Genomic DNA, 17,021 nt, shown 5'->3' with positions numbered 1-17,021 from the left:
GTGTCATGGTTATCTCGCATCAAGAGTATTCCCGTCGTCGTCAGGCGCTGCTGGCAAAAATGCAGCCCGGAAGCGCTGCGCTGATTTTTGCCGCGCCCGAAGTGACGCGCAGTGCTGACAGTGAATACCCCTATCGCCAGAACAGCGATTTCTGGTACTTCACCGGGTTCAATGAACCGGAAGCGGTACTGGTGCTGATCAAGAGCAATGACACCCACAACCACAGCGTGATTTTCAACCGCATACGGGATCTCAGCGCGGAGATCTGGTTTGGTCGCCGCCTGGGGCAAGAGGCCGCGCCCGCGAAACTGGGTGTGGACCGTGCGCTGGCGTTCAGCGAAATCAACCAGCAGCTCTATCAGTTGCTGAACGGGCTGGATGTGCTTTACCACGCGCAGGGTGAGTATGCGTACGCCGATGAGATAGTCTTCACCGCGCTGGATAAGCTGCGTAAAGGCTCCCGGCAGAATCTCTCCGCCCCGGCCACGCTGACGGACTGGCGCCCGGTGGTCCACGAGATGCGCCTGTTTAAATCGCAGGAAGAGCTGGACGTGATGCGTCGTGCAGGCGAAATCAGCGCGCTGGCTCACACAAGGGCGATGGAAAAGTGCCATCCCGGCCTGTTTGAATATCAGCTGGAAGGCGAGATTCACCACGAGTTTAACCGCCACGGCGCGCGTTATCCCTCTTACAACACCATTGTCGGCGGCGGTGAAAACGGCTGCATTCTGCACTACACCGAAAATGAAAGTGAACTGCGTGACGGCGATCTGGTGCTGATTGATGCAGGCTGTGAATATCAGGGCTATGCGGGCGACATCACCCGTACGTTCCCGGTGAACGGTAAGTTCACTCCCGCGCAGCGCGAAATTTATGACATCGTTCTTGAATCTCTTGAAACCGCGCTGAAGCTCTATCGCCCCGGCACCTCCATCCAGGAAGTGACCGGCGAAGTGGTGCGCATCATGATTACCGGCCTCGTAAGGCTCGGGATTCTGAATGGTGATGTGGATACCCTGATTGCTGAAAATGCGCATCGCCCCTACTTTATGCACGGCCTGAGCCACTGGCTGGGGCTGGATGTGCATGATGTGGGTGCGTATGGTTCAGAACGTTCTCGCGTGCTGGAGCCGGGTATGGTGCTGACCGTTGAACCGGGGCTCTACATTGCGCCGGATGCCGACGTGCCGGAAGCGTACCGTGGAATTGGTATTCGCATCGAAGATGACATTGTCATCACCGAAACCGGTAACGAAAACCTGACCGCGGGCGTGGTGAAAAACGCCGATGACATTGAGGCGCTGATGGCAGCGGCACGCCCATGAGCGTGATTATCGTTGGTGGGGGGATGACGGGAGCTACGCTGGCGCTGGCCATCTCGCATTTGACGAAAGGGCAACTTCCGGTCCATCTGGTGGAGGCCGTGGCGCCAGAGGCGTCCGACCATCCCGGTTTTGATGCCCGCGCCATTGCCCTGGCTCAGGGGACCTGCCAGCAGCTCGCTCGAATTGGCATCTGGCAGGCGATTGCGGATTGTGCGACGGCAATCAACACCGTTCACGTCAGCGATCGTGGCCATGCCGGGTTTGTGACGCTGGACGCGCAGGATTACCGCATTGATGCCCTGGGTCGGGTGGTTGAACTTCACGACGTCGGGCTGCGTCTGTTCCGTTTATTGCAGGATGCCCCGGGCGTGACGCTCCATTGCCCGGCACGCGTCGCCAGCTTCAGCCGCAGCGAAGCGGCGGTCAGCGTGACGCTGGAAAACGGCACGGTTCTGGATGGCCAGCTTCTGGTCGCCGCCGATGGTTCACGTTCTGCGCTTGGCACCCAGTGCGGCGTGGAATGGCGCGCCCAGCCTTACGGACAGGTCGCCGTTATTGCTAACGTTTCTACGGCGGGAGAACACAACGGCAGGGCGTTTGAACGTTTCACTCAGCACGGCCCGCTGGCCATGCTGCCGATGTCAAACGGACGCTGCTCGCTGGTGTGGTGTCATCCCCAGGATAAAGCGGCTGACGTTGAGGCCTGGTCCGACGACCGTTTCTGTACCGAACTGCAAAAAGCCTTTGGCTGGCGGCTGGGGCGTATTACCCATGCGGGAAAACGCGCTGTTTACCCGCTGTCGCTGACCACGGCATCTCAGTCCATCTCCCATCGCGTGGCGCTGGTCGGCAATGCCGCGCAGACGTTGCACCCAATCGCCGGGCAAGGCTTCAACCTTGGGCTACGCGACGTGATGAGCCTGGCAGAGACTCTGTCTCAGGCGTGGCATGAGCAAAAAGATTGCGGTGCGTATCCGGTGCTCAGCCATTATCAGAAGCGACGCCGGGCCGATAAAGAAGCGACTATCGGCGTCACCGATGGCCTGGTACATCTGTTTGCCAATCGCTGGGCACCGCTGGTTGCAGGCCGCAACCTTGGGCTGATGGCGATGGAATTATTCATTCCGGCACGTGACGTGCTGGCGCAGCGGACCCTTGGTTGGGTCGCGCGTTAAGGAGTTATCATCGTGCAAAATGTTGATGTCGCCATTGTGGGCGGCGGAATGGTAGGGCTGGCGCTGGCCTGTGGTTTAGAGGGCAGCGGTCTGCGCGTGGCCGTGCTGGAGCAAAATCTGCCTCAGCCCGTTGCGCACGATGCGCCGCCGGAACTGCGCGTCTCGGCAATCAATGCCGCCAGCGAAAAACTACTGACGCGCCTTGGCGTCTGGTCAGATATCGTGGCGCAGCGTGCCAGTTGCTATCACGGAATGGAAGTGTGGGATAAAGACAGCTTTGGCCATATCGCGTTTGATGATGAAAGCATGGGCTATAGCCATCTGGGTCATATCATCGAAAATGCCGTCATTCACCATGCGTTATGGCAAAAAGCGCAATCCTGCAGCGATATCACCCTGATGGCGCCCGCGCAAATCCAGCAGGTGGCATGGGGCGAAAACGAAGCGTTTCTCACCCTGCAGAGCGGCGACATGCTTACCGCGCGGCTGGTGGTGGGCGCGGATGGCGCAAACTCGTGGCTGCGTAACAAGGCGGATATTCCCCTGACCTTCTGGGATTATCGTCATCATGCGCTGGTAGCAACCATCCGTACTGAAGAGCCGCACGGCGGCGTTGCGCGCCAGATTTTCCATAACGACGGTATTCTGGCATTTCTGCCGCTGAGCGATCCGCACCTGTGCTCGATCGTCTGGTCTCTGGTGCCGGAAAAAGCACAGCTGATGTGCGAGGCGACGCCAGAGGCGTTTAATCAGGCGCTGTGCATGGCGTTTGATAACCGTCTTGGTCTGTGCACCCTTGAGAGCGAACGCCTGGTATTCCCGTTGACCGGCCGTTACGCGCGCCAGTTTGCGGCGCACCGTCTCGCGCTGGTGGGTGACGCGGCGCATACCATTCATCCGCTGGCCGGACAGGGAGTTAACCTTGGCTTTATGGATGCGGCAGAGCTGGTGAATGAGCTGCGCCGTCTGCACCGCGAAGGTAAAGACATTGGCCAGCATCTCTACCTGCGTCGCTACGAACGCAGCCGCAAGCACAGCGCGGCGGTGATGCTGGCAGGCATGCAGGGCTTCCGCGAGCTGTTTGCCGGGGCAAATCCGGCGAAAAAACTGCTGCGCGACATCGGCCTGAAACTGGCCGACACCCTTCCGGGCGTAAAACCTCAACTCCTTCGTCAGGCGATGGGTCTTAACGATCTGCCCGACTGGTTACGTTAATCTCGATCCCCGTCACACTTTATTTACCCGGCCTCTGCGCCGGGTAAATATCCTCGTTTGAAATAATCTAATTTCACGCCATTTTTCGCATTAGATAATCTAATCTGGCTATTTTTACGTTACGGAAATTTGGCCCGTTTTTCCGCATGAAATATCACCATGTGCTAAATATTGTTAGATCGTTGTTAATTTTATGCGGGTTGAATCGCATTTTACCAGTGAATAACTCTGTAGGCTTTTCAGCGTTTTTTGGTCATAAGCTAATGTGATGACCTGTTTTACCTTATGGTTAACCGTCGGTTTCGGTGGTAAGTTCAGGTAAAAGAGAACGTTTGCGTCGGTGCCGAATGACGGGGCCGATACCGGGATTCACGGTGAATTTTTCAACGAGGAAAAGATGGCTCAACAGACTCCTTTGTACGAACAACACGTGTTATGCGGTGCACGTATGGTGGACTTTCATGGCTGGATGATGCCGCTGCATTACGGCTCCCAGATTGATGAACACCACGCAGTGCGTACCGATGCCGGTATGTTCGACGTCTCCCACATGACAATTGTCGACCTGCGCGGTAGCCGCACCCGGGAGTTTTTGCGTTATCTGCTGGCAAACGACGTCGCAAAACTGAAGACGCCAGGTAAAGCGCTCTATACCGGCATGCTAAATGCCTCTGGCGGCGTGATTGACGACCTTATCGTCTACTACTTCACTGAAGATTTCTTCCGCCTCGTTGTAAACTCCGCCACCCGCGAAAAAGACCTCTCCTGGATTACCCAACACGCTGAACCGTATGCCATCGACATCACCGTCCGTGATGATCTGTCGCTGATCGCCGTACAGGGGCCGAACGCGCAGGCGAAAGCCGCCACGCTGTTCAACAACGAGCAGCGTGAAGCCACCGCTGGCATGAAGCCGTTCTTCGGCGTGCAGGCGGGCGATCTGTTTATCGCCACCACCGGCTATACCGGTGAAGCGGGCTATGAAATTGCCATGCCGAATGAAAAAGCCGCCGACTTCTGGCGTGCGCTGGTGGAAGCGGGCGTCAAGCCAGCAGGACTGGGCGCGCGCGATACGCTGCGTCTGGAAGCGGGCATGAACCTTTATGGTCAGGAGATGGACGAAAGCGTCTCTCCACTGGCCGCTAACATGGGCTGGACCATCGCGTGGGAACCGGCTGACCGCGAATTTATTGGCCGTGAAGCGCTGGAGATGCAGCGCGAAAAGGGCACTGAACAGCTGGTTGGCCTGGTGATGAAGGAAAAAGGCGTGCTGCGCGGCGAACTGCCGGTACGTTTTACCGATGCAGACGGCAATCCGCGTGAAGGCGTGATCACCAGCGGTACCTTCTCCCCGACGCTGGGCTACAGTATTGCACTGGCACGCGTGCCGGCCGGCATTGGCGAAACGGCGGTGGTACAGATCCGCAACCGCGAAATGCCGGTCCACGTGACCAAACCGATTTTTGTTCGCGCCGGTAAGCCGGTCGCCTAATCATTTTTATCAGGAGAACTTCAATGAGCAATGTGCCAGCAGAACTGAAATACAGCAAAGAACACGAGTGGCTGCGCAAAGAGGCGGACGGCTCTTATACCGTTGGGATCACCGAGCACGCGCAAGAGCTGCTGGGCGACATGGTGTTTGTTGACCTGCCGGAAGTGGGCGCGACCGTTAGCGCAGGCGATGACTGCGCTGTCGCGGAATCTGTTAAGGCGGCATCCGATATCTATGCACCGGTGAGCGGCGAAATCATTGCCGTCAACGACGCGCTGAGCGACTCCCCGGAACTGGTCAACAGCGAACCGTATGAAGGCGGCTGGATCTTTAAGATCAAAGCCAGCGACGAATCACAGGTTGCTGCGCTGCTGGATGCCACCGCATACGAAGCCCTGTTAGAAGACGAGTAAGCCATTATCCCTCTCCCTTCGGGAGAGGACAGGGGTGAGGGTGCCCATCTTCCCCTCACCCTAACCCTCTCCCGGTGGGAGAGGGAACTTATATTCACTGCACGTTTCAGGAACCATCGCTCATGACACAGACTTTAAGCCAGCTTGAAAACCGTGGCGCCTTCATTGAACGTCACATAGGGCCGGATGCTCAGCAACAGCAGGAGATGCTGAAGACAGTTGGCGCGGATTCATTAGACGCACTGATCGGCCAGATCGTGCCAAAAGACATCCAGCTTGCCACGCCACCACAGGTGGGCGAGGCGACGACTGAATTTGCTGCGCTGGCAGAATTAAAGGCCATTGCAGCCCTTAACAAGCGCTATAAGTCTTACATTGGCATGGGTTATACCAACGTGCAGTTACCGCCGGTGATCCTGCGCAACATGCTGGAAAACCCGGGCTGGTATACCGCGTATACCCCCTATCAGCCGGAAGTGTCCCAGGGCCGTCTGGAAGCGCTGTTGAACTTCCAGCAGGTGACCCTGGATCTGACCGGTCTCGACATCGCCTCTGCGTCTCTGCTGGATGAAGCGACCGCCGCGGCAGAAGCCATGGCAATGGCGAAACGCGTGAGCAAGCTGAAAAACGCCAACCGCTTCTTCGTGGCGGCGGATGTTCATCCGCAGACGCTGGACGTGGTACGCACTCGTGCGGAAACCTTTGGCTTCGACGTGATTGTCGACGATGCCGACAAAGTACTGGATCACCAGGATGTCTTTGGCGTGCTGCTACAGCAGGTGGGCACCACCGGCGAAGTGCATGACTACAGCGCGCTGATGACCGAACTCAAATCCCGCAAAGTCGTTGTCAGCGTCGCCGCTGATTTTATGGCACTGGTACTGTTGACGGCGCCTGGCAAACAGGGTGCGGATATCGTCTTCGGCTCTGCGCAGCGCTTCGGCGTGCCGATGGGTTACGGCGGCCCGCACGCGGCATTCTTTGCGGCAAAAGATGAATTCAAACGCTCCATGCCTGGCCGTATTATCGGTGTGTCAAAAGACGCTGCCGGTAACACTGCGCTGCGCATGGCGATGCAGACGCGTGAGCAGCATATCCGCCGCGAGAAAGCGAACTCCAACATTTGTACCTCGCAGGTTCTGCTGGCTAACATTGCCAGCCTGTATGCGGTGTTCCATGGTCCGGTTGGCCTGAAACGCATCGCCAGCCGCATTCACCGTCTGGCCGATATTCTGGCCTGCGGTCTGCAGCAGAAAGGCCTCAAACTGCGTCACGCTCACTACTTCGACACCCTGTGCGTTGAAGTGGCGGACAAAGCGGCGGTGCTGGCGCGTGCTGATGCGGCGCAAATCAACCTGCGCAGCGACATCCATAACGCGGTCGGCATCACCCTCGATGAATCCACCACCCGTGTAGATATCGTCAACCTGTTTAACGTGTTGCTGGGCGACGCGCACGGTCTGGATATTGATACGCTGGACAAAGAGGTCGCGCTCGACAGCCGCTCAATTCAGGAAAGCATGCTGCGTAACGATGCGATCCTGACGCACCCGGTCTTTAACCGCTACCACAGCGAAACCGAGATGATGCGTTACATGCATTCTCTGGAGCGCAAGGATCTGGCGCTGAACCAGGCGATGATCCCGCTGGGTTCCTGCACCATGAAGCTGAACGCGGCGGCGGAGATGATCCCTATCACCTGGCCTGAGTTTGCCGAGCTGCACCCGTTCTGCCCGGCCGATCAGGCGGAAGGGTATCACCTGATGATCAACCAGCTCTCCGACTGGCTGGTGAAACTTACAGGTTACGATGCGCTCTGCATGCAGCCCAACTCAGGTGCGCAGGGTGAGTACGCCGGTCTGCTGGCGATCCGCCACTATCACGAGAGCCGTAACGAAGGCCACCGTGATATCTGCCTGATCCCAAGCTCTGCCCACGGCACCAACCCGGCCTCCGCCCAGATGGCGGGGATGGAAGTGGTCGTGGTGGCGTGCGATAAGAACGGCAACATTGACCTCGCTGACCTGCGTGCGAAAGCCGAACAGGCGGGCGATAAGCTCTCCTGCATCATGGTGACCTACCCGTCGACTCACGGCGTGTACGAAGAGACCATCCGTGAAGTGTGTGAAGTGGTGCATCAGTTTGGCGGCCAGGTCTATCTCGACGGTGCGAACATGAATGCGCAGGTGGGCATCACCTCGCCGGGCTTCATCGGCGCGGACGTTTCGCACCTGAACCTGCATAAAACCTTCTGCATTCCGCACGGCGGTGGCGGCCCGGGTATGGGGCCAATCGGCGTGAAAGCGCACCTGGCACCGTTTGTTCCAGGCCATAGCGTGGTGCAGATCGAAGGGATGCTGACCCGTCAGGGCGCGGTGTCAGCGGCACCGTTTGGTAGCGCCTCTATCCTGCCAATCAGCTGGATGTACATCCGCATGATGGGCGCGGAAGGGCTGAAAAAGGCAAGCCAGGTGGCGATCCTGAACGCTAACTACATCGCGACCCGCCTCAAGTCGGCCTACCCGGTGCTCTACACCGGTCGTGATGGCCGCGTGGCGCACGAGTGCATTCTGGATATTCGTCCGCTGAAAGAGCAGACCGGCATTAGCGAGCTGGATATTGCCAAACGTCTTATCGACTATGGATTCCATGCGCCAACCATGTCGTTCCCGGTTGCGGGTACGCTGATGGTGGAGCCAACGGAGTCCGAGAGCAAAGCCGAGCTGGACCGCTTTATTGATGCGATGCTGGCCATCCGCATGGAGATCGACCGCGTGCAGGACGGCGAATGGACGCTGGAAGACAACCCGCTGGTCAATGCGCCGCACACGCAGCATGAAATGGTGGCGGAGTGGAATCACGGTTACAGCCGTGAACTGGCGGTCTTCCCGGCCGGTGTGGCAAACAAATACTGGCCAACCGTGAAACGTCTTGATGACGTCTACGGTGACCGTAATTTGTTCTGCTCCTGCGTACCAATGAGCGAATACCAGTAATCGTGTTGATGTAGTAACGTAGGCCGGGTATGGCGAAGCCGCCATACCCGGCTTTTTTATTGGGAGAAAAGAATGGGTATTGCACTTGTAACAGGCGCCAGCCGCGGTATCGGTAAAGCCACCGCGCTGCAGCTGGCAAACGAAGGCTACACCGTGGCGGTGAATTATCACCACAATATCAAGGCTGCGACGGACGTTATCAACCAGATCGTCGGGGCGGGCGGTAAAGCCTTTGCCCTGCGCGCAGATATTAGCGATGAAGCGCAGGTACTGGCGATGTTCGACAGTCTTGACCGAGAAGCTGAGCCGCTAACCGCGCTGGTGAATAACGCCGGGATCCTGTTTGAGCAATCCACCATCGAAAATCTTTCGGCTGAACGCATTAATCGCGTGCTGGCAACTAACGTCACGGGATATTTCCTTTGCTGCCGTGAAGCGGTAAAGCGTATGTCGCACAAACATGGCGGCAAAGGTGGGGCGATTGTGAATGTCTCCTCCGCGGCGTCACGACTGGGCGCACCGGGTGAGTATGTGGATTACGCGGCGTCCAAAGGGGCGGTGGATTCACTGACAACCGGGTTAGCGCTGGAAGTGGCGGCGCAAGGTATCCGCGTTAACTGCGTGCGCCCTGGGCTTATCTATACCGACATCCATGCCGACGGTGGAGAGCCGGGACGTGTGGATCGCGTTAAGTCGTTGCTGCCGATGCAGCGCGGCGGCCAGCCTGAAGAGGTAGCCCAGGCGATTGTCTGGCTGCTGAGCGAGAAAGCGTCGTACGTGACGGGCAGTTTTATTGAGTTAGCGGGCGGGAAGTAAACCCCTCACCCTAACCCTCTCCCCAAAAGGGAGAGGGGAGCAAGCGTAGCGCCGCCCGGCGTTACAGAGTTAAAGCGTCTCACCGTTACTGGCAATCACACCTTTATACCACTCGAAGCTTTTCTTACGGGAGCGCGACATGTCGCCCGTGCCGTCGTCGTGCTTGTTCACGTAGATAAAACCATAGCGCTTGCTGTACTGGCCGGTGGTGAACGACACGCAGTCGATACAGCCCCACGGCGTATAACCCATCAGGTCCACGCCATCGTGCGTTACGGCTTTGATCATCTCTTCCACGTGAGCGCGCAGATAGTCGATGCGGTAGTCGTCGTTAATGCTGCCATCTTCTTCCACTTTATCGTAGGCGCCAAAACCGTTCTCGACGATAAACAGCGGTTTCTGATAACGCTCGTATAGCTCACACAGAGAGTAGCGCAGACCCACAGGGTCAATCTGCCAGCCCCAGTCAGAGGCTTTCACATGCGGGTTGGGCACGCTGCCTTCAAAGCCTGAAATTGCATCGCCGGTACCGCCTTCTGCTTTGACGGCGTTAGTCATGTAATAGCTGAAACCTAAGTAGTCGCAGGTACCTTCACGCAGGATCTGCTCATCACCCGGCTCCATGTTAATGGTAAAACCACGGCGCTCCCACTCATTCAGTACATAAGACGGATAATAACCGCGCAGCTGAACGTCGGTAAAGACATAGCGTTCACGCATGGATTCCTGGGCAAACATCACGTCCTCCGGTTTACAGGAGAACGGATAGAGCGCCACCATAGCCAGCATACAACCGACCTTCATTTCCGGGTTAATACGACGCGCAGCTTTCACTGCCAGGGCGCTTGCCACAAACTGATGATGCAGCACCTGGTACATGGTCTCTTCCGGGTTGTCGTGCTCGGTATAGACCACACCGGAGCAGCAGTAACCGAACAGCGGGGCACGCCAGTTACGCTGGTTGTTGATTTCGTTGAAGGTCATCCAGTATTTGACCTTGTTTTTGTAACGCTCGAAGACCACTTCCGCGAAACGGACAAAGAAATCGACCACTTTACGGTTGGTCCAGGCGCCATATTCCTGCACCAGGTGCAGCGGCATTTCGAAGTGGGAGAGGGTGATCACCGGCTCGATGTTGTACTTTAGCAACTCATCGAACAGATCGTCGTAAAACTTCAGCCCTTCTTCATTGGGCTGCGTTTCGTCACCTTTCGGGAAGATGCGCGTCCAGGCGATAGAGGTGCGGAAACATTTGAAGCCCATCTCGGCAAACAGCTTGATGTCTTCTTTGTAGTGGCCGTGGAAGTCGATGGCCTCGTGGTTTGGGTAGTATTTACCCGGTACCACTTCCTGGGTGATTTCACGGGGAACGCCATGCGCGCCACCGGTCAGCACGTCACAGATGCTCGGCCCTTTGCCGCCTTTGTTCCAGCCGCCTTCCACCTGGTGAGCAGCAACCGCGCCGCCCCATAAAAAATCTTTTGGTAAGGTTAATTTTTTCATCGTTGCTATTCTCAATTCATGACTTATTGGAATCGAGTCTAGCAAAGCGACATTAAATGTCACGATATAACAATTTGCCTGAATTGTAATTTGTTACATGCAAAAAACAGGATGTTTTATTCTGTTAATTTCTTCGCCAGTTTACGCCCGAGCGACTCCAGAATATAAATAACGGGGATTTGGGTGGTGATATCATACACGCCTGCAATACGCGTCTGTGGAACATGCCAGGAGAGATTAAAATCGGCCAGTTTTGCCAGCCGCGAGTGCTCATGGCTGGTAATGGAAAGTACCTTGCAGTGATGCAGGCTGAACTGGCTGGCGAAGCGCAGGATCTCTTCCGTTTCACCGGATACCGACAGTACAATCGCCAGCGCATTTTTGGCCATATCATTGGTCACCGGGAAATAAGGATCGTCGATATGGTTGCTGAATTTACCGATATTAGAAAAGAAGCGTGCACCATATTTTGCCAGCGAGCCTGAGGTCCCTGCGCCGACAAAGATAATTCGCTCGGACGATAATATTATCTCCACCGCTTCATCTAATAATGTATCGAACTCTTCATTATTAACGCTTTTAAAGAAGCTGATAATTTCACTGGCACCAAAATTTATCTGCTGAGGTTCGTTCTGCTCCAGGTAGAGCTTAAAGCGTACGCGGAATTCAGAGTAGCCTTCGCAGTTGAGTTTGCGGCAAAAGCGCAGGATAGTGGTGGTGGAGACACCCGCCGCGTCCGCCAGTTCGCGGATAGTCATGTACATCACTTTGTCACGATTTTTGATGACATAGTTGTAGACCATCATCTCCAGATTATTGAGACTGGCAATGGCGGCGTGGGTGAACATACTCACAGTGGCATAACTCTCATTCAGACCTCATTGGCCCATCATAACATGCAGCCACAGGGCAGGATCCATTTTTATGCCTTTGATTCATAATGATTAAATTTTAATGTGAACAAATGTAAGGTGAAACTGTTTTTTATATATATGATTTTTATATATAAATTATGGATTGAAATTATTTTAGCTAACAGGTGTTCACTGGAATCATTCTCAGTTAGCATAGTCATGCGATGAATAATCATCTTTCGTTTTCCCGGAGTTTTGTATGGTGAGCAGACCATTAATCGCACAGGGATATTCACTGGCTGAGGAAGTAGCCAACAGCATCAGCCACGGCATTGGCCTGGTGTTTGGGATTGTCGGTTTAGTGTTATTACTGGTGCAGGCGGTGGACACCAACGCCAGTGCCATGGCCATTACCAGCTACAGCCTGTATGGCGGGAGTATGATCCTGCTGTTTCTGGCGTCGACGCTGTATCACGCCATTCCGCATCAGCGGGCAAAGATATGGCTCAAAAAATTTGACCACTGCGCTATCTATCTTCTTATTGCAGGCACCTACACGCCATTCCTGCTGGTGGGGTTGAACTCACCGCTGTCGCGTGGCCTGATGATTGTGATCTGGAGCCTGGCACTGCTGGGGATCCTCTTTAAGCTGACCATTGCGCACCGGTTTAAGGTGCTGTCGCTGGTGACCTACCTGACGATGGGCTGGCTGTCGCTGATAGTGGTTTATCAGCTGGCGATTAAGCTGGCGGTAGGGGGCGTGACCTTGCTTGCCGTAGGCGGCGTGGTCTACTCGTTGGGCGTCATTTTCTATGTCTGCAAGCGCATCCCTTATAACCATGCCATCTGGCACGGCTTTGTACTTGGGGGCAGCGTGTGTCACTTCCTGGCAATTTATTTGTATGTGGGGCAGGTGTAGTTTTTACATCTTGCGGCCTGTTGCCCTCACCCTAACCCTCTTCCACAGGGAGAGGGAGAACACCAAAACCGTAGGCCCGGTAAGCGCAGCGCCACCGGGCGATACAGCATCACTCTTCCAGTGAATACGGCAGCGGCTCAATACTCAAGGTATTGGCATCATCACGCACGCGGAACACGCTGTCGGCTTCCATGTCGTTGTTCATCACCGCCTGCACCAGCAGACGGCCATCATCCAGCTGAACGGCGGCTAACACGGTGCCGGTACGGCGCCAGTTTTCACCCATCTTCAGTTCTAAATCTTCACCCGCTTCCGGTACACGGCTGGCGTGACCCGCCAGTGTCCACAGCGCGCGCTTATTCGCGCCGCGGAATTTTGCCCGCGCGACCATCTCCTGGCCGGTGTAACAGCCTTTTTTAAAGCTGATGCCGCCCAGCGCCTGCAGGTTGGTCGCCTGCGGAATAAACTGCGCGCTGTTGGCCGCGTCAATCACCGGCAGACCCGCTTCAATGTTCAGTGCCAGCCACTGCTGGCTGTTATTGAACTGGGCTTCACCGCGCAGGGCCTCAGTAACGCGCTCGGCGGTCGCGGCGTCGGTCACCAGCAGGAAACGCTCTGCAGGGTGTTCAAACCACAGGATGGAGGTCTCACCTTCGCTAACCAGCTGTTTTTCTGCATCCGGCAGTTCGTTGAACAGGTTTTTCAGCGCGGCACGCGCCTGGAAACCGGCCACGCCCAGCAGCACGTGCTCGTCATCTGGCGCAATGGTGACTTTGGAAAAGACCGCGTATTTTTTTAGCTCTTTAAGCTGGTCATCACGCAGGCTGCGGCGCTCAATAAAGGCAAAGCCATCCTGACGGCGGAACAGACGCAGGTTGCTCCACATTTTGCCTTTTGGATCGCAATGCGCAGCCAGCAGGTGCTGATGTTCGGTCATCTGGCTCACGTCTGCCGTGACCTGGCCCTGAAGGTATTTTTCGGCGTCGGCACCAACGAGTGTGGCCAGTGCCCAGTCATCAAGAGAAATAAGCGTCAGCGGCAGACGCGCAGAGGCGGCGGGCTGGCGAGGAGAAAATGGTGTAAATGCCATAACGGTATCCTGAATTGCTTAACGCTTTGATAATGCCTAATGGTAAAAGAGACTACAGCCATTGCAAGCGCTTTCAGCAGGCCATTCGTGCCATAACGCAGCAATGCGTAGCGCCACGCAAAATAGTGTAATCCGCTGTCTTTATAGGGGTTATTCTGGAAGCCCACTTCAGCTTCGCAATATTCCAGTAAAGAAACGGTCAAAAACACGTTACACTAGCGAGTGTCCCCGCAGAGAAATAAAGAAGACTGAACGGGGTACCGACTGTGCCAAACGTAATGCAGGAAACAGAACATGGATATTAACAACAAGGCCCGTATTCACTGGGCATGCCGACGCGGCATGCGTGAACTTGATATCTCCATCATGCCTTTCTTCGAATATGAGTATGACAGCTTAAGCGATGAGGATAAGCGTCTGTTTGTTCGCCTGCTTGAGTCTGACGATCCCGATTTATTCAACTGGCTGATGAACCACGGCAAGCCCGCCGACACCGAGTTGCAACGGATGGTGCAATTAATTCAAACACGGAATCGGGAACGTGGTCCTGTGGCAATCTGATCTTCGCGTCTCGTGGCGCTCGCAGTGGATGTCGTTATTGCTCCACGGCCTGGTCGCGGCATTTGTTTTACTGATGCCGTGGCCGCTTAGCTATACGCCGCTGTGGCTGTTGTTGCTGTCGTTCGTCGTTTTTGACAGCGTGCGCAGCCAGCGCCGGATCAATGCCCGCCAGGGTGAGATCAAATTACTGATGGACTCCCGCCTGCGCTGGCAGGGTAAAGAGTGGGATATCCTCGGTATGCCCTGGATGCTCAGTTCCGGCATGATGCTACGGTTACGCCAGGTGGGCGGCGGTAAGTGCCAGCATCTGTGGCTGGCCGCCGACAGTATGGATATTGCGGAGTGGCGGGAACTGCGCCGGATGCTACTGCAGCAGCAACCGACGCAGGAATAATACGCGTTAACTGAACTTCTCGGCCATTTCGCCCAGAATCTGTTCGCACCAGGTTTGCAGACGCTCGTCGCTCAGATCGTACTGGTTGGTTTCATCCAGCGCGAGCCCGACAAACAGCTGGCCGTCTGCGATAATCGGTTTTTTACTGGTGAATTCGTAACCTTCCGTTGGCCAGTAGCCGATAAACGTGACGCCCTTCGGTGCCAGCTTATCGTGCAGCATGCCGAGAGCATCCAGGAACCATTCCCCGTAACCGAACTGGTCGCCCATACCGTACATGGCAATGATTTTGCCGTCGAGGTTGAGCGTATCGAGCTGATCCCAGATGGCTTCCCAGTCTTCCTGTATCTCACCGAAATCCCAGGTCGGGATGCCGAGGATCAATACGTCGTACTGCTCCATCAGCGTGAGCGCATCGTCCTTCAGGTTATGCAACGTCACCAGTTCCGGGCCAATGATGTCGCGAATTTTCTCTGCCGCCATTTCGGTGTAGCAGGTGCTGGAACCATAAAACAGACCAATATTCATCGCGTATCTATCTCAATTCTTGCTATGACTTTGCGCGTAGTGTACCAGAAACCGCTCGCAATCAGGCATAATGCCCGGATTGCAGAATCAAAGGGGCTGATGTGGAAAAGGATCTCGCACTCATCGAACAGTTTCTCGACGCGCTGTGGCTGGAGAAAAACCTGGCCCAAAATACGCTGAGCGCCTATCGGCGGGACCTCACCATGCTGGTGGAGTGGCTGGCACACCGGGGACTGTCGCTGGAGAGCGCACAAAGCGACGACCTGCAGGCGCTGCTGGGCGAGCGTATGGAGGGGGGCTACAAAGCCACCAGCTCCGCGCGTCTGCTCAGTGCAATGCGTCGACTGTTCCAGCATCTCTACCGTGAGAAAATTCGCGCGGACGATCCCAGCGCCCTCCTGGCATCGCCTAAACTCCCGCAGCGGCTACCGAAAGATCTCAGCGAAGCACAAGTTGAGAGATTATTACAATCACCGGCTGTTGACCTGCCGCTGGAGTTACGCGATAAAGCCATGCTTGAGCTATTGTATGCTACCGGCTTGCGCGTTTCGGAACTGGTTGGCCTGACGATGAGCGATATCAGCTTGCGTCAGGGCGTGGTTCGTGTGATCGGTAAAGGGAACAAGGAACGGCTGGTCCCGCTGGGAGAAGAGGCGGTGTACTGGCTGGAAACGTATCTGGAGCACGGTCGTCCGTGGTTGCTGAACGGCGTTTCTATCGATGTCTTGTTCCCCAGCCAGCGTGCGCAGCAGATGACGCGGCAAACGTTCTGGCATCGCATCAAGCATTACGCCACACTGGCGGGCATTGACAGTGAAAAGCTGTCGCCGCACGTGTTGCGGCATGCCTTTGCGACACATCTGCTGAACCACGGCGCCGATCTGCGCGTGGTGCAGATGCTGCTGGGACACAGCGATCTTTCCACGACGCAAATTTACACCCATGTCGCGACGGAACGACTGCGGCAGCTACACCAACAGCACCACCCTCGCGCGTGAGTGCCGACGAATTGTTACAGGATCTTATATGAAAAAGTCTTTTGCGCTGTTCACCCTGCTGGCAGCCTCTTTTACCGGTTTTGCCCACGCGGATGACGCCGCTATCAAACAGTCGCTGACGAAACTCGGCGTGACCAGCAGCGATATTCAGCCTGCGCCGGTGGCGGGGATGAAAACCGTTTTAACCAACAGCGGCGTGCTGTACGTGACCGAAGATGGCAAACACATTATTCAGGGGCCGATGTACGACGTAAGCGGCGCGCAGCCGGTGAACGTGACCAACCAGCTGCTGATGAAAAACCTGAATGCGCTCGAAAAAGAGATGATCGTTTATAAGGCGGCGCAGGAAAAACACGTTATAACCGTCTTTACCGACATCACCTGTGGCTACTGCCACAAGCTGCATGAAGAGATGAAAGATTACAACGCACTGGGTATTACCGTGCGTTACCTGGCTTTCCCTCGCGCGGGTGTGCAGAGCCAGCCTGAGCAGGATATGAAGGCCATCTGGTGTGCAAAAGATCGTAACAAAGCGTTTGATGACGCGATGAACGGTAAGGGTGTGCAGCCGGCTTCCTGTGATATTGATATTGCCAACCACTACGCGCTGGGCGTGCAGTTTGGCGTGACCGGTACGCCAGCCATTGTCTTAAGCAACGGCTACGTTGTCCCGGGCTATCAGGGGCCAAAAGAGATGAAAGAGTTCCTCGACGCGCACCAGAAACAGTTTGGTGGTAAATAA

The 17,021-nt window shown here is 55.7% G+C and carries 16 protein-coding genes; 12 read left to right on the top strand and 4 right to left on the bottom strand.

Annotated features, from left to right (window positions below):
- Positions 1 to 11 precede the first annotated feature (11 nt).
- The 7 genes from pepP (at position 12) to APU11_RS02505 (ending at position 9,432) form a co-directional block, all read left to right on the top strand.
- Entirely contained in the window at positions 12 to 1,325 is a 1,314-nt protein-coding gene (pepP, locus tag APU11_RS02535; protein ID WP_096897022.1) for a Xaa-Pro aminopeptidase, read from the top strand.
- Positions 1,322 to 2,500 (top strand): 2-octaprenyl-6-methoxyphenyl hydroxylase, encoded by a 1,179-nt coding sequence (gene ubiH, locus APU11_RS02530; RefSeq protein WP_020687080.1) that lies wholly within the window; start codon positions 1,322 to 1,324, stop codon positions 2,498 to 2,500. The genes pepP and ubiH overlap by 4 nt, the downstream gene beginning before the upstream one ends.
- 12 nt (positions 2,501 to 2,512) lie before the next feature.
- Entirely contained in the window at positions 2,513 to 3,715 is a 1,203-nt protein-coding gene (ubiI, locus tag APU11_RS02525; RefSeq protein ID WP_058650432.1) for an FAD-dependent 2-octaprenylphenol hydroxylase, read from the top strand.
- Positions 3,716 to 4,112: 397 nt separating this feature from the next.
- Positions 4,113 to 5,207, top strand: a complete 1,095-nt coding sequence (gene gcvT / locus APU11_RS02520) for a glycine cleavage system aminomethyltransferase GcvT (protein WP_028028158.1) — start codon at positions 4,113 to 4,115, stop codon at positions 5,205 to 5,207.
- Positions 5,208 to 5,230: 23 nt separating this feature from the next.
- Positions 5,231 to 5,620, top strand: a complete 390-nt coding sequence (gene gcvH / locus APU11_RS02515) for a glycine cleavage system protein GcvH (RefSeq protein WP_013098622.1) — start codon at positions 5,231 to 5,233, stop codon at positions 5,618 to 5,620.
- 122 nt (positions 5,621 to 5,742) lie between these two features.
- Complete coding sequence (gene gcvP / locus APU11_RS02510) at positions 5,743 to 8,616, top strand: aminomethyl-transferring glycine dehydrogenase (RefSeq protein WP_058650433.1); 2,874 nt, start codon at positions 5,743 to 5,745, stop codon at positions 8,614 to 8,616.
- A gap of 72 nt (positions 8,617 to 8,688) precedes the next feature.
- Positions 8,689 to 9,432: an SDR family oxidoreductase gene (locus APU11_RS02505; protein ID WP_013098620.1), complete on the top strand. Its 744-nt coding sequence runs from the start codon at positions 8,689 to 8,691 to the stop codon at positions 9,430 to 9,432.
- 69 nt (positions 9,433 to 9,501) lie between these two features.
- Here the strand turns inward: APU11_RS02505 and APU11_RS02500 are convergent, their stop codons facing one another.
- Both APU11_RS02500 and APU11_RS02495 read right to left on the bottom strand, forming a co-directional pair.
- Positions 9,502 to 10,935, bottom strand: coding sequence for a 6-phospho-beta-glucosidase (locus APU11_RS02500; protein WP_020687084.1), 1,434 nt, complete (start codon positions 10,933 to 10,935; stop codon positions 9,502 to 9,504).
- A gap of 116 nt (positions 10,936 to 11,051) precedes the next feature.
- Positions 11,052 to 11,783 (bottom strand): MurR/RpiR family transcriptional regulator, encoded by a 732-nt coding sequence (locus APU11_RS02495; RefSeq protein WP_020687085.1) that lies wholly within the window; start codon positions 11,781 to 11,783, stop codon positions 11,052 to 11,054.
- A 265-nt stretch (positions 11,784 to 12,048) separates the two neighbouring features.
- On the opposite strand from APU11_RS02495, the gene APU11_RS02485 reads away from it, so the two are divergent.
- On the top strand, positions 12,049 to 12,708 hold the full coding sequence (locus tag APU11_RS02485) for a hemolysin III family protein (protein WP_003863433.1): 660 nt from the start codon (positions 12,049 to 12,051) through the stop codon (positions 12,706 to 12,708).
- A 109-nt stretch (positions 12,709 to 12,817) separates the two neighbouring features.
- Here APU11_RS02485 and ygfZ read toward each other — a convergent pair whose 3' ends face one another.
- Positions 12,818 to 13,798, bottom strand: a complete 981-nt coding sequence (gene ygfZ, locus APU11_RS02480) for a tRNA-modifying protein YgfZ (RefSeq protein ID WP_023620448.1) — start codon at positions 13,796 to 13,798, stop codon at positions 12,818 to 12,820.
- A gap of 294 nt (positions 13,799 to 14,092) precedes the next feature.
- Between ygfZ and sdhE the strand changes: the two genes are divergently transcribed.
- Together sdhE and APU11_RS02470 are read left to right on the top strand one after the other, a co-directional pair.
- Positions 14,093 to 14,359, top strand: a complete 267-nt coding sequence (sdhE, locus tag APU11_RS02475; RefSeq protein ID WP_013098615.1) for an FAD assembly factor SdhE — start codon at positions 14,093 to 14,095, stop codon at positions 14,357 to 14,359.
- Complete coding sequence (locus tag APU11_RS02470; protein WP_023620447.1) at positions 14,340 to 14,753, top strand: protein YgfX; 414 nt, start codon at positions 14,340 to 14,342, stop codon at positions 14,751 to 14,753. Before sdhE ends, APU11_RS02470 begins: the two co-directional genes overlap by 20 nt.
- 6 nt (positions 14,754 to 14,759) lie before the next feature.
- Here APU11_RS02470 and fldB read toward each other — a convergent pair whose 3' ends face one another.
- Positions 14,760 to 15,281: a flavodoxin FldB gene (fldB, locus tag APU11_RS02465; RefSeq protein ID WP_013098613.1), complete on the bottom strand. Its 522-nt coding sequence runs from the start codon at positions 15,279 to 15,281 to the stop codon at positions 14,760 to 14,762.
- Between the two features lie 101 nt (positions 15,282 to 15,382).
- Here fldB and xerD point away from each other — a divergent pair, with 101 nt between their 5' ends.
- Both xerD and dsbC read left to right on the top strand, forming a co-directional pair.
- The gene (xerD, locus tag APU11_RS02460; RefSeq protein WP_013098612.1) at positions 15,383 to 16,279 is read left to right on the top strand and encodes a site-specific tyrosine recombinase XerD; all 897 of its coding nucleotides are present in this window, start codon (positions 15,383 to 15,385) and stop codon (positions 16,277 to 16,279) included.
- Positions 16,280 to 16,307: 28 nt separating this feature from the next.
- A complete protein-coding gene (gene dsbC / locus APU11_RS02455) occupies positions 16,308 to 17,021 on the top strand; it encodes a bifunctional protein-disulfide isomerase/oxidoreductase DsbC (protein WP_013098611.1) in 714 nt (237 codons plus the stop codon).

It is taken from the genome of Enterobacter sp. 50793107 (assembly GCF_001463365.1).
Classification (GTDB): Bacteria; Pseudomonadota; Gammaproteobacteria; order Enterobacterales; family Enterobacteriaceae; genus Enterobacter; species Enterobacter cloacae.
Note: the sequence above shows the minus strand (reverse complement) of the source record. Positions and strands in the feature narration are given on the sequence as shown.

Excerpts from the sequence above, each read along its gene's own strand:
- ubiH (WP_020687080.1), top strand. The coding sequence starts at position 1,322 with ATGAGCGTGATTATCGTTGGTGGGGGGATGACGGGAGCTACGCTGGCG.
- gcvT (WP_028028158.1), top strand. The coding sequence starts at position 4,113 with ATGGCTCAACAGACTCCTTTGTACGAACAACACGTGTTATGCGGTGCA.
- gcvH (WP_013098622.1), top strand. The coding sequence starts at position 5,231 with ATGAGCAATGTGCCAGCAGAACTGAAATACAGCAAAGAACACGAGTGG.
- gcvP (WP_058650433.1), top strand. The coding sequence starts at position 5,743 with ATGACACAGACTTTAAGCCAGCTTGAAAACCGTGGCGCCTTCATTGAA.
- APU11_RS02505 (WP_013098620.1), top strand. The coding sequence starts at position 8,689 with ATGGGTATTGCACTTGTAACAGGCGCCAGCCGCGGTATCGGTAAAGCC.
- APU11_RS02500 (WP_020687084.1), bottom strand. The coding sequence starts at position 10,935 with ATGAAAAAATTAACCTTACCAAAAGATTTTTTATGGGGCGGCGCGGTT.
- APU11_RS02495 (WP_020687085.1), bottom strand. The coding sequence starts at position 11,783 with ATGTTCACCCACGCCGCCATTGCCAGTCTCAATAATCTGGAGATGATG.
- APU11_RS02485 (WP_003863433.1), top strand. The coding sequence starts at position 12,049 with ATGGTGAGCAGACCATTAATCGCACAGGGATATTCACTGGCTGAGGAA.
- ygfZ (WP_023620448.1), bottom strand. The coding sequence starts at position 13,798 with ATGGCATTTACACCATTTTCTCCTCGCCAGCCCGCCGCCTCTGCGCGT.
- sdhE (WP_013098615.1), top strand. The coding sequence starts at position 14,093 with ATGGATATTAACAACAAGGCCCGTATTCACTGGGCATGCCGACGCGGC.
- fldB (WP_013098613.1), bottom strand. The coding sequence starts at position 15,281 with ATGAATATTGGTCTGTTTTATGGTTCCAGCACCTGCTACACCGAAATG.
- dsbC (WP_013098611.1), top strand. The coding sequence starts at position 16,308 with ATGAAAAAGTCTTTTGCGCTGTTCACCCTGCTGGCAGCCTCTTTTACC.